This is a genomic window from Tsukamurella paurometabola, assembly GCF_900631615.1.
Lineage (GTDB): Bacteria > Actinomycetota > Actinomycetes > Mycobacteriales > Mycobacteriaceae > Tsukamurella > Tsukamurella paurometabola_A.
The window spans coordinates 2,999,377-3,012,898 of the sequence record NZ_LR131273.1 but is presented as its reverse complement, the minus strand read 5'-3'; the positions used below and the strand labels follow the sequence as shown (position 1 = coordinate 3,012,898).

Genomic DNA, 13,522 nt, shown 5'->3' with positions numbered 1-13,522 from the left:
TAGTCGCCGCGCGCGGCGCACCCGTTCACGAGTGCGCCGCGACCAGCGACCGGATCCTCTCCAGCTGGAGCGCGGAGACCTCGTCGGCACGTTCGTCCTCGGCGAAGACGTTGGAGCAGATGATCGCGTCCGCGCGCGCGAGGAACCCGGAAGCGCCGAGGCGGCCGAACAGCTCGTCCCAATCCACGTCGCCGTCGCCGATGGTCAGGTGCTGGTGCACGCGGACCGCATTGCCCGGCGGGTTGGTGATGTACCGCAGTCCGTGCGAGCGGCGGTGATCGAAGGTGTCGGCGGCGTAGACCGCCCCCAGACGCTCCCCCAGCTGCGGGATCAGCGAAGCGGCGCGGTCGCCGTAGTGGAAGGTGTGGCTACCCACGTAGACGAAGCCGACGGCGGGCGAGTCCAGGCCGCGGATGATCCGCCACGCCTCGAGTCCGTCCTCGACGAAGTCGTCGGGGTGCGGGTCGATGTTCAGCGTGACGCCCTCCCGCTCGAGGACCGGGACGAGCTCCTCCATGCTCCGGTAGAAGCCCGCCTCGGATTCCTCGGCGCGCTCGGGGCGGCCGCTGAACTCGGTGTTGATCACGGGCACCTCGAGTTCGGCGGCGATCGCGATGATGCGCCGGAAGTTCCGCACGGCGGTCTCTCGCTGCGGCTCGTCCGGCCACGAGATGCGCTGCACGGGCAGCAGCGAGGAGATCCCCACGCCCGCGGCGGCGGCGCGCTCGCGCACCCGGGCGAGCTGAGCCCGGTCCACGCGCGGGTGCGCGAAGAACGGGATGAAGTCCGGATGCGGGGTCAGTTGGATCCACTCGTAGCCGGCCTTCGCGGCGACGTCGAAGAAGTCCTCGAAGTCGTGGGTGGAGTGGTAGGGCGTCGGGTCGAGGGCGATGCGGACCACGATGCCCCCTAGGCGCGCTCGGCGTAGAACGCCGGCATCTCGGGGAGTTCGACCGGCACGGGTCCGGTGGTCTCCAGTGCCTTCACCCCGGCGGCGCAGCACACGGCCACCTTGTACCCGTCGAAGGCAGACGGACCGGCGATCGTGCCGGCCTTCGCCGCATCGACCCAGGCCTGCACCTGCCGGTCGTAGGCCTCGCGGAACCTCGTGGTGAAGTCGGCGTGATCGGCGACGGAGAAGCGGCCGCGCTGCCACAGCTGCAGGCCCGCGGGCTCGCCGATCCGGGCGACGCCCTGCTCGAAGACGGCCTCGGTCTCGACCTGGTACCCGAACTCGATGGAGACGTTCATCTCCACGTCGACGAGGACGCCGTTGTCGAGCTCCATGAGCACGAGGATCGGCTCGCGCAGGTGCTCCGGGCTGCGTGAGTTGCGGCGCGGGTACTTGACCTCGACGGAGGTCACGACCCCACCGGCGAGCCAGGGCACCACGTCGAACTCGTGCACGACGGAATCGTTGATGAGCATCGTCTGCACGTAGCTGTCGGGCACCGACGCATTGCGGTGGCGGGCGTGCAGCATGACCAGGTCGCCGGCGGGTTTGGCGGACACCACCTTCCGCAGCTCCTCGTACTCGCGGTCGAAGCGCCGCATGAACCCGACCTGGATCAGCTGCCGGCCGCCGGCCATCTCGGCCTCGACGACCCGCCACGAGGATTCGGGGTCCTGGGTGAGGGGTTTCTCGCACAACACGGGCAGGCCCGCGGCGAGGACCGTGAGCAGCGCGTCCTCGTGGAACTGTCCGGGGGTCGCCACCAGCACGGCGTCGACGACCCCCGACGCGAGGGCCTCGTCGAGGTCGGCGAAGCCGGCGGCACCGGGGGCGAGCTCGAGGGCGGCGGCACGGCGCGCCCCATCGGGCTCGACGACCGCGGACACGGTCGCCCCGGCGATCGTGGTGGCGATGCGCTTCACGTGGTCGGCACCCATCATGCCGGCGCCCACCACGGCGACGCGGAGGTCGTTGGTCATGCTCTGTCTCCTTGTAGGTCTTCGAGTTCCGGGCGGGATCAGCGGGTGCGGGTGAGCGGGTGGCAACCGAAGATGTGCTGCCGTGTCCGGGTGGCGATGCCCGCGGGGAGGTCGATGTCGCAGCCCGGCATGTCCTGCTCGACGATCGCGAACAGGTCCGGGTTGATCCGCAGCGCCTCCTCGATGACGGGTGCGAAGTCCGGGACGCCGTTCGGCGGCTCGACCATGATCGCGGAGGCGGCGTCGGCGAACGGGGTGTCGTTCTTGAGCACCTCCCAGATCAGTTCCGGGTCGATCTGCTTGAGGTGCAGGTACCCGATGCGCTCCGGGTGACGCTGCATGAGAGCCACGTTGTCGCCGCCGTAATAGGCGAAGTGCCCGGTGTCCAGGCACAGGCTCAGATACCGCGGGTCGGTCTCGGCGAGCAGGCGCTCCACCTCGCGGGTCGTTCCCACGTGGCTGTCCGCGTGGGAATGGAACTGCTGCGTGATGCCGTACTCCTCGGCCAGGGCCTTGCCGAGCCGGTCGTGTCCCGCGGCGAGCGCCTTCCACTGCTCGTCGTCCAGCGTGCGGGATTCGAGGGCCTCCCCGGTGAGGTCGGAGCGCCACAGGTCCGGGATGACGACGATGTGCTCGGCGCCGAGGGCGCCCACGAGCGTCGCGACGTCGCTCACCTGCTTCCAGGCGCGCTCCCACTGGTCGGCACCCTTGTGGAAGCCGGTGAAGATCGTGCCGCCGGAGAGCTCGAGGTCGCGCTTGTCGAGCTCGTCCTTGAGCCGCTCGGGATCGGTCGGCAGGTAGCCGTAGGGGCCGAGTTCGATGTAGTGGTAACCGGCTTCGGCGACCTCGTCGAGGAAGCGCTCCCACGGCGTCTGGCGGGGATGCTCGGGGAACCACACGCCCCACGAGTCGGGGGCGGTGCCGATGCGCAGGCCCTCGGTGTGCGCGGCGGCGGAGGTGGTCGTGCCCAGGGTGTCGGTCATGAGGGTGGTCCTTACGGTCTGGTCGTGGGAGGGGCGGGCGCGGCTCAGCCGAGCAGGGGCCGCTGTGCCTTCTGTTGGTCGAGGTATTCGGCGCGGGCGGTGATGGTGCTGTCGATCGTGGAGACTTCGGCGACCGGGACGTCCCACCAGCCGTCGCCGTCGGGCGCGTACACGAACGGGTCGTTGTGGATCTGGATCACGGTCGGGCCGGTCGCCGCCTTGGCGGCGCGGACGGCCTCGGTGAGCTGCGCGATCGATTCGGGTCCGGGCGCGATGTCGATCACCCTCGCGCCGTAGCTCCGGGCGTTCGCGGCCAGGTCGACGGGGAGGAACTCCCCCCGCTCGAGGTCGGGCGCGGGGACGCCGCCGGATTCGTCCGCGGTGCGGTAGCGGGTGCCGTAGCGCTGCGAGCCGACCGTCTCCGAGAGGTGGCCGATCGAGGCGTACCCCTGGTTCTCGACGATGACGACGATCAGCTTGATCCCCTCGGCGACGGCGGTCACCAGCTCGCTGTTGAGCATGAGGTACGAGCCGTCGCCGACCATCACGACGACGTCCCGGTCGTCGCCCAGGGCGAGGAGCCCGCGCTTGGCGCCGAGACCGCCGGCGATCTCGTATCCCATGCAGGAGAAGGCGTATTCGACGTGGTAGCCGAGCGGATCCCGCACCCGCCAGAGCTTCTGCAGGTCACCGGGAAGCGACCCCGCAGCCTGGATGATCACGTCTTCGGAGTCCATGGCCGCGTGTACCGCGCCGATCACCTCGGGCTGGCCGGGCAGGTCCGCGCCGGTCGGCGCGAGTGCCGCGTCGACGACCGCGTCCCATTCCGCCTTCGCGGAAGCGGCCGCGGCGGTGTGGTCCGCGGGCACCCGGTGGCCGGCGAGTTCGCCCCGCAGCGTAGCGAGGGTCTCCCGCGCGTCGGCGATCACCGGCAGCTGCGATCCGTGCTTGTAGGCGTCGAACGAGGCGACGTTGACGTTGACGAACCGCACGCCCGTGTCCTGGAACGCGGTCCGGCTCGCCGTGGTGAAATCGCTGTAGCGCGTGCCGATCCCGATGACGACGTCGGCCCGCGCGGCGATCGCGTTGGCCGCCGCGGTGCCCGTGGCGCCGACGCCGCCCAGGTTGAGCGGGTGGTCCCACACCAGCGATCCGCCGCCCGCCTGGGTGGTGGCGACGGGGATCCCGGTCGCCTCCGCGAACAGCCGCAGCTCGTCCTCCGCACCCGAGTACAGGACGCCGCCGCCCGCCACGATGAGGGGGCGCCGGGCCTCGCGGATCGCGGCGGCGGCGCGGGCCAGCGGGCCGCGCTCCGGCAGGGGGCGGCGGACGTGCCACTCACGGTCGGCCAGGAACTCCTCGGGGACGTCGATGGCCTCGGCCTGGACGTCCTCGGGCAGGGCGATCGTCACGGCGCCGGTCTCCGCCGGGTCGGTCAGCACCCGCATCGCGGCGAGCGCGATGGAGAACAGCTGCTCGGGCCGCTGGACCCGGTCGAAGAACCTCGACAGGGGCCGGAAGGCGTCGGAGACCTGCAGCCCGATGTCGTGCGGGTGCTCGAGCTGCTGCAGCACCGGGTCGGCCACCCGGGTGGCGAAGGTGTCGGAGACCAGGAGGAGCGCGGGGAGCCGGTTCGCGGTCGCGAGCGCGGCACCGGTCAGCATGTTGGCCGCGCCGGGCCCCACGGAGGCCGTGCACGCGTAGGTGCCGCGCCGACGGTGCATCCGGGCGTATCCGACGGCCTGGTGCACCATCGCCTGCTCGTTGCGGGCCTGGTGGTAGGGCATGAGCCCGGCGTCGGTCGCCGCGTACTGCAGTAGCGCCTGGCCCACGCCGGCCACGTTGCCGTGGCCGAAGATGCCGAAGGTCGCGGGGACGGTGCGCTCCCGCACGGTGGTCACCCCGCCGTCGGCGCGCACCGTCTCGTCCACGGTCCACTGGTGTGCCAGGAACTCGATGAGGGCCTGGCCCACGGTCATCCGCCGGGTGCTCATCGCTCGTCTCCTTCGGTCGGTGCGGCCGCGTAGGGCAGCCGGGGGTCGGGGCCCTGCGCGGGCCAGGTGTCCCGCAGCCACGCCTGCCGCGGGTCGTCGCTGATCAGCCACACCCGCTCGGGGTCGGGGCCGGCCATGACGTTGAGGTAGTAGAGGTCGTACTCGGGTGCCGCCATCGCGGGCCCGTGATAGCCGTACGGCACGAGGGCGATGTCCCCGGTGCGCACCAGGGCGTTGGTGTCGATCTCCCCCGCCGCCGACGAGTACGTGACGAAGCTCCCGAAGGCGTCGGCGTCCGCGGGCACCACCCCGGCGGGCAGCCCCCGGGCGGGGGCCGCTTCGAAGTAGTAGATCTCCTCGAGCCGCGACTCGTGCCCGGCGACGTGCTCGTCGTGCTTGTGGGCGGGATGGCTGCTCCAGTTCCCACCCGGGGTGATCACCTCGCACACGATGAGCGCGGCCGCGTCGAGAGCCCCGGGAGTGCCGAAGTTGTGTACCTGCCGCGTATCCCGGCCGGCACCGCGCACCTCGACGGGCACCTCCGCGGCGGCGATGTACCGCGTGGGTCGGCGCTGCGGGGTCGGAGCCTCCGCGATCGCGACCCGCGCCCGCCCGCGGAGGGTGAAACCTCCGCCGGCGCCGACGTACAGGACGTCGGTCGGACCGTCGAAGACCGACGCGCGGCCGGTGAGCGTGACGACGGTGCCCCCGTCGAATCCGGCGGCCGCGGCCGCGTCGAGCTCGACGGCGACTCCGCCGGAGAGCGGCACCACGATGCGCTCGATATCGCCCCCGGGGAGCACGACCGGCGCGTCCCCCAGCTCCGCGACGCGGATCCCCGTGTGCGCCCAGCCGGGCAGGGATCCGTCGACCACGGACTCCCACCCGTCGCGTGCCAGGTCACCGCGGGGGTGGAACCATTCGTTGGGCGTCGTCGCCATCGCCGTCCTCTCGTCTCTCACGTCCTCGCGGACGATGTTGCTGCCGGGATCCGTCCGCGTCAGTCGTTCTGCGGGAATCCGAGGTCGACGCCGCCGTGACTCGGGTCGAGCCAGCGGGTGGTGACCGCCTTGAGCTGTGTGAAGAACTTCACGCCCTCGGCGCCGTGCGCCTTGGTGTCGCCGAACATCGAGTCCTTCCAGCCGCCGAAGCTGAAGGTGGCCACCGGAACCGGGATCGGCACGTTGATGCCGACCATCCCGACGCGGATGTCCTTCTGGAACCGCCGCGCGGCGCCGCCGTCGTTGGTGAAGATCGCGGTGCCGTTGCCGAAGGCGCCGGAGTTGATGAGGTCCACGCCCTCCTCGTAGGACGCGACGCGCACGACCGCCAGCACGGGGCCGAAGATCTCCTCGGTGTAGACCCGGGACGTGGTGGGGACCCGGTCGATCAGCGTGGGACCGAGCCAGAACCCGTTGGCGTCGCCATCCGGGTTCACGCCGCGCCCGTCCACCACCACGTCGGCTCCGTCCTCGACGGCGATGTCGATGTAGGACGCGACCTTGTCGCGGTGCGCCTCGGTGACCAGCGGCCCCATGTCGCAACCGCGGCGGCCGTCACCGATCCGCAGCCCCGCCATCCGGGACCCGATCTCCTCGATGAGGGCGTCCGCGACGGGCTCCACCGCGACGACGACCGAGATGGCCATGCAGCGCTCGCCGGCCGAACCGAAGCCGGCGTTGATCGCGGCGTCGGCGGTCAGCGCGAGGTCGGCATCGGGCAGCACGAGCATGTGGTTCTTGGCGCCGCCCAGGGCCTGCACCCGCTTGCCGTGCGCGGTGGCGGTCTCGTACACGTACCGGGCGATGGGCGTCGAGCCGACGAACGAGACGGCGGCGACGTCCGGATGGGTCAGCAGGCCGTCGACGGCCTCCTTGTCACCGTTGAGCACCGTGAACACGCCCTCGGGCAGGCCCGCCTCGCGCCACAGCTCGGCGATCCAGATCGCGGCCGACGGGTCCTTCTCGCTGGGCTTGAGCACGACCGCGTTGCCGGCGGCGATCGCGATCGGGAAGAACCACGCCGGCACCATGGCCGGGAAGTTGAACGGGCTGATCACCGCGACGACGCCGAGGGGCTGGCGGGTGGAGTACACGTCCACACCGGAGGAGACCTGCTCGCTATACTCACCCTTGAGGTGATGCGCCATGCCGCAGGCGAACTCGACGACCTCCTGGCCGCGGCTGATCTCGCCGAGCGCATCGGAGAGCACCTTGCCGTGCTCGCTCGTGATGATCTCGGCGAGCTCGCCCTTGCGCGCGTTGAGCAGCTCACGGAAGGCGAACAACACCGATTGGCGCTTGGCGAGGGAGAGGTCCCCCCAGCTCTCCGAGGCGCGCTTGGCGGAGGCGACGGCGGCATCGATCTCTGCGCGATCGGCGAGCGCGACACGCTTCGTCACGACGCCGAGGGCGGGGTCGTAGACGTCGGCGGTGCGGCCGCTGCTCGACGGGTACTCGGCACCGTCGATCCAGTGCGGGACGACGGTGAGGTTCTCGGTGGTGGTCATGGAGCGGCTCCTTCTGCGGAGTGGGAGTGGCGGGCGTCAGGCGCCGTGCACGAGGCCGGCGGCGGTGTCGACGGCGGCGGTGACGTCGCCGTCGCGGGGGTAGAGCAGGGTGCGGCCCACGACGAGGCCGTGGACGCCGGGAAGGGCGAGGGCCTTGGCCCACGACGCGTAGACGGCGGCGGGGTCGCCGCCCGGGTCGCCGCCGAGGAGCAGGGTGGGCAGCGTGGTCGCCGCCATCACCCGCTCCATGTCGTCGACCACCGGGAGCTTGAGCCAGCTGTAGGCCGACGTGTTGCCCAGGCCGGAGGCGATGGCGACCGAATTGATCACGGCCTCCGGGGACAGGTCGTTGCCGACCTTGCCGTCGATCCGCCGGCTCATGAAGGGCTCCAGCATGATCGGCAGCTTCGCGGCCGCGGCGGCGTCCACGGCGCGGGCCGTGGCCTCGAGCGTGACGACGGTACTGGGGTCGTCCAGGTCGACGCGCACGAGCAGCTTGCCGAAGTCGAGGCCGTCGCGCCGCATCGACGGCACGTCGTAGGCGGTGTAGCGGTCGTCCATCTCGAACGCCGCGCCGCGCAGGCCGCCGCGGTTCATGGAGCCGACCACGATCTTGTCGTCCAGCAGCCCCAGCAGGGCGAGGTCCTCGATCACGTCGGGCGTGCCGAGCACGCCGTCGACCCCCGGTCGGGACAGCGCGAGGGCCATCCGTTGGAGCAGCTCGTACCGGTCCGCCATCGCCATCGCGTCGGAGCCGACGCCGAGTGCGCCGCGGGCGGGGTGGTCCGCAGCCACGATGAGCAGCCTGCGGTCGCCGCGCACGAGCGGGCGGCGGATCCGCGCGGCCAGCACGTCGGCGATGGCATCGGGGTTCTCGTGCCGGGCGGCGCGGAGTCGCTCGAAATCGGCGGCGCCGAGCGGGCCCGCCGTGGTCGACGTGGGATCAGACATGGTCGGCGCCTCGTTCCTCGATGACGGTCTCCACCTCGGCGGTGGTGGGCATGGCGGTCGAGCATTCGCGGCGCGAGGCGACGATGGCGCCCGCGACGTTGGCGAACCGGAGCACGCGCTCGAGCGGCCAGCCGGCGAGCAGTCCGTGACACACGGCACCGCCGAAGCCGTCGCCCGCCCCGAGTCCGTTGATCACGTCGACGAAGTGCGGGGCGACCTCGACGCGCTCGTCGCGGGTCTTCGCCAGGACGCCCTTGGGCCCCTGCTTGACCACGGCAAGTTCGACGCCGCGCTCGAGCAGGGCGTCGGCGGCGCGGTCGGGTTCGGTCTCGCCGACGGCGACCTCGCACTCCTCGCGGTTGCCGATGGCGACGGTGACGTGCTCGAGGGCTTTGCCGACCTCCACGCTCGCGACCTCGGCGGACTCCCAGAACATCGGCCGGTAGTCGAGGTCGAGCACGGTGAGCGGCGCGCGGCCCCGGGCACCCCACGCGGTGTGGTGCGCGGAGCGGCTCGGCTCACGGGACAGGCCCGTGACGGTCGCCCAGAAGATCCGAGCCGACCGGATCGCGTCGAGGTCGAGCGCGTCGTCGTCGAGCATGAGGTCCGGCGCGATCGGGTCGCGGTAGAAGTACAGCGGGAAGTCGTCGGGCGGGAAGATCTCGCAGAAGGTGACCGGCGTGTTGAGGCCGCGGACCTCGCCGACGTACCGGTCATCGACGCCGAGCCGCACCAACTCCTGATGCACGAAGCGCCCGAACGGATCGGCGCCGGTCGCCGTGACGACGGCGGACCGGCGACCGTGGCGGGCGGCGGCGACGGCCACGTTGGTCGCGCTGCCACCGAGGTACTTGCCGAAGGTCTCGACCCGATCGAGCCCCACACCGTCCTGGAGGGGGTAGATGTCGACCCCCACCCGCCCAATGGTGATCACGTCGAACGGCGCACCGTGGGTGCCGGTGTCAGTCATGTGGGAGGCCCTCCTTAGCCCTGGTCCCGGACGAGACGTGGATCACTCCCGCTCGTTTGTCCTGTCAATCTAACAGAAGCGGCCGACATTCTTCAATAGCCTTCGAGCAGGTCGTATACGGCGTCCGACTCTCGATGCTCGGCGAAGTCCTCGACACCCACCGACTGACAAAGCTCCGATATGTGCGGACATAGATCGCTCGGTCACGCAAGTGGCGATTGTACGAACAAACCCTCAACAGCGCCCCGCATTTTCGCGATCGGTGCACTAGACTGCATCCCATGTCCCCCGCCCCGGTCTCGGTCGAACTGGACCGCACCAGCCCCGTGCCGCTGTACTACCAACTGGCACAGGCCCTCGAGCGATCGATCCTCAACGGCGAGCTCGTGCCCGGCGACCGCATCGAGAACGAGATCGACCTGGCCAAGCGACTCACCCTGTCCCGCCCGACGGCGCGACAGGCGATCCAGGCGCTGGTGGACAAGGGGCTGCTGGTCCGCAAGCGCGGAGTCGGCACCCAGGTGGTGCGCAACGAGGTGCACCGCGCGGTCGAACTCACCAGCCTCTACGAGGACCTGATCGCCGCCGGCCAGACGCCGTCGACGGAACTCCTCGACTACCGCCTCGGCAGGCCCGACGAGGAGATCGCGGACGAGCTCGGCATCGAGCACGACGCACAGGTCGTGTCGATCCGTCGGCTCCGCAGCGCGGACGACGTCCCCCTCGCGATCCTCACCAACTACATCCCCGCCGAACTCGCCCCTGCCCCCGACGAGCTGCAGAGCAAGGGCCTGTACCAGTGCCTGCGTGGGCGCGGCATCACGATCGCCCAGGCGCAGCAGCGGATCGGCGCCCGCATCTCCGACGACGACGAGTCGCGCCTGCTCGACGAGCCCGCAGGCGGCGCCGTGCTGACGATGCAGCGCGTCGCCTTCAACGAGTCCGGCACCGCGATCGAACTGGGCCGCCACGTCTACCGCGCGTCGCGCTACTTCTTCGACGTCTCGGTGTTCAGCCGCTAGCCGTCCACCGCCGCGAGGTTCGGCGGCACGACGATCTGGATCGCGGTGGGCCGTGGCCGCTGCGGGCCGTCGATCGCGCCGTGGAAGGCCATGATCGCGTGAGCCGCGCCGCGCAGGTCCGCGCGCAGGTCGTGGTGCAGCACGGCCGAGATCCGGCCCGCCAGCAGTAGTTCCCGGTTCGATTCGGCCAGGTCGTGACCGATGTAGCCGCGGTACGTCCGCTCGGCCTCGTCGAAGGCGGCGACGATGCCGCGGTTCCCGCCGCCCGGGGAGTAGACGGCGGCGATCACGGGCTCTCGGGCGAGCACCGCCGCCACCTCCCGCCGGCACACCGCGTCGAGGCCTCCCGTGTCGTCGATGCCCACGACGCGCCGCCGCGGATCGGTCCGGCGGATCTCGCTGCGAAAGCCCGTCTCCCGTTCCTCCTCGCCGCGGAAGAGCCGCCCGCTGGTCACGACGAGCAGGGCTCCCGGCGACTCCCCCACCCACCGGGTGACGAGGTGCGCGGCGGTGGCGCCCGCCGCGTGGTTGTCCATACCCACGTACGCGATCCGCGTGCTCTGCGGGACATCGGTGACCACGGTGACCACGGGGATGCGACGCGCGGTGAGCCGCCCGATCGCCGCCGCGACGCCGGGGGTGTCGGGCGCCTTGAGCACGACGCCGTGACTGCCGCGCCGCGCGATGTCGTCGAGCTCCGCGATCAGCGCCCCCGGTTCCCATTCCTCCCGCACGTGGTAGCGGGCGCGGAAGACCGCGGGGCGCAGGGTGGGGAGCTCGGCCTCCAACGCGTCCCTGGTCAGGTCCGAGAATCGGCGCGGGGTCTGCATGACGAGATCGAGCATGAACCGCCGCCCCGACAACCGCAGCTGGGAGCGTTGCCGATCGAGGTCCGCGATCGCCTGGCGGACCTGCGCGGCCGTCCCCTCGCGCACACCGGCGCGGCCGTGCAACACGCGGTCGACGGTGGCTTCGCTGACGCCCGCCTGCCGCGCGATCTCGCGGATCGGGTGGGAGTGCGCCACCGCGGGACCTCCTCGCGCTGAGGGATTCTTGAGGGATTTCCGGGGTATCCCCGGCCTCGACAGCTTGCCACGATGAATCCGTGGCGGACACCGATTCCCCCACTCCCGCTTCACATCGACGTCAGGAACACCGATATGTCCACCACCTCACCACCGCGCACCGGAGCGGCGGACCGAGCGGGCCGGATCGCCGAGACCGACTGCGATCTCGACGCGTTCACCGCGCTGCTCGAGGCCGAGACCGACCTGTCGCTCTACCCCTACGCGGACCGCGCCGTACGCGGTGTCCTCTGCTACGGCGCCGAAGCCGCCGAGGCCGCTGCGGATCCGGACGCGCGCGAGGAACTGTCCGACGAGCTGGCGCGGGCCCTGCTGACCGGCCCCGGCATCGTCGTCTTCGACGGTGCCTTCGACGACCGGCACGGCCTGCGCGCATCGACGGAGCTGTTCACCGCCATGATCGCCGAGCAGCGCGCGGCCGGTGTCGGCGGCGGCGACCACTTCGCCGCGCCGGGCGCCAACGACCGGATCTGGAACGCCCTGCAGAAGCACGCACTGCGCGACCCGGCGTCCTTCGCGCGCTACTACGCCAACGACGTTCTCGCGCTCGTCGCGACCGCGTGGCTCGGCCCGATGTACCAGGTGACCTCGGCGATCAACGTGGTCAACCCCGGTGGGACGGCGCAATCGCCGCACCGGGACTACCACCTCGGTTTCATGGAGCCCGAGACCGCGAAACGCTTCCCGCGCCACACGCATCTGCTCTCCCCCGCGCTGACGCTGCAGGGCGCCGTCGCACAGGTGGACATGCCCGTCTCGTCGGGTCCCACGCTGTACCTGCCGTACTCCCAGCGCTACGAACCCGGCTACCTGGCCTTCAACCTCCCGGAGTTCCGGGACTACTTCGCGGCGAATCACGTCCAGCTCCCGCTGCGGGCCGGCGACGCGGTGTTCTTCAACCCCGCGCTGTTCCACGCCGCGGGCTCCAACCGATCGACGGGCATCCGCCGGATGGCGAACTTGCTGCAGATCAGTTCGGCCTTCGGGCGTGCCATGGACGCCGTGGACCGGTCGGCGATCCTGCGCGCGGTCTACCCCGAGTTGCAGGCACTCGCCGCCGCCGGGGAGGCACGCGCCGTGGAGAATCTCGTGGCCGCTTCCGCGGAGGGGTACGCGTTCCCGTCGAACCTGGACCGGGATCAGCCGCTGGGCGGCATGCACGGCGAGACGCAGGCCGAGCTGACCCGCCGGGCACTCGACGCCTGCCTCGCACCGGCGGCGTTCGCGGCCGAACTCGCGGCGCTCGACGAGCGGCACCGCCCGTGATCGCGCGGCCCGCCGAGTTGGCGGACAAGGTGGTCCTGGTGTCGGGCGGCAGCCGCGGCGTGGGCGCCGCGGTCGTCCGGGAGGCCGCCGCTGCGGGAGCTCGCGTCGCCTTCACCGGGAGGGACGCCGCCACCGGGGAGGCGCTGCGCTCCGAGTTGGCCGGCAACGGCGCCGAGGCGTTGTTCGTGCGCGCCGACGTCGCTGATCCGACGCAGGCGACGGGATCGGTCGATGCGGTCGTGGCGGCCTTCGGACGGGTCGACTGTCTGTGCAACGCTGCGGGACTCACCTCGCGCGGCACCCTGACCGAGACCACTCCCGAGCTCTTCGACGAGCACATCGCGATCAATCTCCGCGCGCCCTTCTTCACCATGGCCGCGGCGGTGCGAGACATGCGATCGCGGAACGCCCCGGGCACCGTCGTCAACATCATCTCGATGTCGGCGCACGGCGGGCAGCCCTACCTGGCGCCGTACGTCGCCGCGAAGGCCGGGCTGATCGGGCTCACGAAGAACGCGGCGCACGCGCACCGCTTCGACCGGATCCGGATCAACGGCCTGAACATCGGCTGGACCGAGACGGAAGGGGAAGCCCTCGTGCAGAAGCGATTCCACGACGCTCCGGACGACTGGGCCGACGTCGCCGGTCGTTCCCTCCCGGCCGGGCGGCTCGCCTCCGCGCAGGACGCGGCCGCGGCCGTGATCTTCCTGCTCTCGGACCGCAGCGGCGTGGTGACCGGCTCGGTGATCGACTGGGACCAGCAGGTGTGCGGCGCCTACGACTGAGGGGTGCACCGCGCCGGTACGGGAC

At 71.4% G+C, this 13,522-nt stretch carries 12 protein-coding genes; 3 read left to right on the top strand and 9 right to left on the bottom strand.

Annotated elements, in window-relative coordinates; genetic code table 11:
- Positions 1-25: 25 nt before the first annotated feature.
- Genes ELY19_RS15020 through iolC form a run of 8 tightly spaced genes read right to left on the bottom strand, consistent with a single transcriptional unit; the run spans position 26 to position 9,339 of the window.
- A complete protein-coding gene (locus ELY19_RS15020; protein WP_126196937.1) occupies positions 26-901 on the bottom strand; it encodes a sugar phosphate isomerase/epimerase family protein in 876 nt (291 codons plus the stop codon).
- A gap of 8 nt (positions 902-909) precedes the next feature.
- Positions 910-1,932 (bottom strand): Gfo/Idh/MocA family protein, encoded by a 1,023-nt coding sequence (locus ELY19_RS15015; RefSeq protein ID WP_126196936.1) that lies wholly within the window; start codon positions 1,930-1,932, stop codon positions 910-912.
- Positions 1,933-1,970: 38 nt separating this feature from the next.
- Positions 1,971-2,915 (bottom strand): sugar phosphate isomerase/epimerase family protein, encoded by a 945-nt coding sequence (locus tag ELY19_RS15010; protein WP_126196935.1) that lies wholly within the window; start codon positions 2,913-2,915, stop codon positions 1,971-1,973.
- A 44-nt stretch (positions 2,916-2,959) separates the two neighbouring features.
- Positions 2,960-4,909: a 3D-(3,5/4)-trihydroxycyclohexane-1,2-dione acylhydrolase (decyclizing) gene (gene iolD, locus ELY19_RS15005; RefSeq protein ID WP_126196934.1), complete on the bottom strand. Its 1,950-nt coding sequence runs from the start codon at positions 4,907-4,909 to the stop codon at positions 2,960-2,962.
- Positions 4,906-5,850, bottom strand: coding sequence for a 5-deoxy-glucuronate isomerase (iolB, locus tag ELY19_RS15000; RefSeq protein ID WP_126196933.1), 945 nt, complete (start codon positions 5,848-5,850; stop codon positions 4,906-4,908). The genes iolD and iolB overlap by 4 nt, the downstream gene beginning before the upstream one ends.
- Before the next feature lie 59 nt (positions 5,851-5,909).
- Positions 5,910-7,418: a CoA-acylating methylmalonate-semialdehyde dehydrogenase gene (locus ELY19_RS14995; protein ID WP_126196932.1), complete on the bottom strand. Its 1,509-nt coding sequence runs from the start codon at positions 7,416-7,418 to the stop codon at positions 5,910-5,912.
- A gap of 36 nt (positions 7,419-7,454) precedes the next feature.
- Positions 7,455-8,369 carry a Cgl0159 family (beta/alpha)8-fold protein gene (locus ELY19_RS14990; RefSeq protein ID WP_126196931.1) on the bottom strand — a complete coding sequence of 305 codons (915 nt, stop codon included), beginning with the start codon at positions 8,367-8,369 and terminating at the stop codon, positions 7,455-7,457.
- Entirely contained in the window at positions 8,362-9,339 is a 978-nt protein-coding gene (gene iolC / locus ELY19_RS14985; protein ID WP_126196930.1) for a 5-dehydro-2-deoxygluconokinase, read from the bottom strand. Before iolC ends, ELY19_RS14990 begins: the two co-directional genes overlap by 8 nt.
- A gap of 281 nt (positions 9,340-9,620) precedes the next feature.
- On the opposite strand from iolC, the gene ELY19_RS14980 reads away from it, so the two are divergent.
- On the top strand, positions 9,621-10,361 hold the full coding sequence (locus ELY19_RS14980; protein ID WP_126196929.1) for a GntR family transcriptional regulator: 741 nt from the start codon (positions 9,621-9,623) through the stop codon (positions 10,359-10,361).
- Here the strand turns inward: ELY19_RS14980 and ELY19_RS14975 are convergent.
- On the bottom strand, positions 10,358-11,386 hold the full coding sequence (locus ELY19_RS14975) for a LacI family DNA-binding transcriptional regulator (RefSeq protein ID WP_126196928.1): 1,029 nt from the start codon (positions 11,384-11,386) through the stop codon (positions 10,358-10,360). The genes ELY19_RS14980 and ELY19_RS14975 overlap by 4 nt on opposite strands.
- A 135-nt stretch (positions 11,387-11,521) precedes the next feature.
- On the opposite strand from ELY19_RS14975, the gene ELY19_RS14970 reads away from it, so the two are divergent.
- Both ELY19_RS14970 and ELY19_RS14965 read left to right on the top strand, forming a co-directional pair.
- The gene (locus ELY19_RS14970; protein ID WP_126196927.1) at positions 11,522-12,712 is read left to right on the top strand and encodes a phytanoyl-CoA dioxygenase family protein; all 1,191 of its coding nucleotides are present in this window, start codon (positions 11,522-11,524) and stop codon (positions 12,710-12,712) included.
- Entirely contained in the window at positions 12,709-13,497 is a 789-nt protein-coding gene (locus ELY19_RS14965; RefSeq protein WP_197715901.1) for an SDR family oxidoreductase, read from the top strand. Before ELY19_RS14970 ends, ELY19_RS14965 begins: the two co-directional genes overlap by 4 nt.
- The last annotated feature ends 25 nt before the right edge of the window (positions 13,498-13,522 follow it).

Excerpts from the sequence above, each read along its gene's own strand:
- ELY19_RS15015 (WP_126196936.1), bottom strand. The coding sequence starts at position 1,932 with ATGACCAACGACCTCCGCGTCGCCGTGGTGGGCGCCGGCATGATGGGT.
- ELY19_RS15010 (WP_126196935.1), bottom strand. The coding sequence starts at position 2,915 with ATGACCGACACCCTGGGCACGACCACCTCCGCCGCCGCGCACACCGAG.
- iolD (WP_126196934.1), bottom strand. The coding sequence starts at position 4,909 with ATGAGCACCCGGCGGATGACCGTGGGCCAGGCCCTCATCGAGTTCCTG.
- iolB (WP_126196933.1), bottom strand. The coding sequence starts at position 5,850 with ATGGCGACGACGCCCAACGAATGGTTCCACCCCCGCGGTGACCTGGCA.
- ELY19_RS14995 (WP_126196932.1), bottom strand. The coding sequence starts at position 7,418 with ATGACCACCACCGAGAACCTCACCGTCGTCCCGCACTGGATCGACGGT.
- ELY19_RS14990 (WP_126196931.1), bottom strand. The coding sequence starts at position 8,369 with ATGTCTGATCCCACGTCGACCACGGCGGGCCCGCTCGGCGCCGCCGAT.
- iolC (WP_126196930.1), bottom strand. The coding sequence starts at position 9,339 with ATGACTGACACCGGCACCCACGGTGCGCCGTTCGACGTGATCACCATT.
- ELY19_RS14980 (WP_126196929.1), top strand. The coding sequence starts at position 9,621 with ATGTCCCCCGCCCCGGTCTCGGTCGAACTGGACCGCACCAGCCCCGTG.
- ELY19_RS14970 (WP_126196927.1), top strand. The coding sequence starts at position 11,522 with ATGTCCACCACCTCACCACCGCGCACCGGAGCGGCGGACCGAGCGGGC.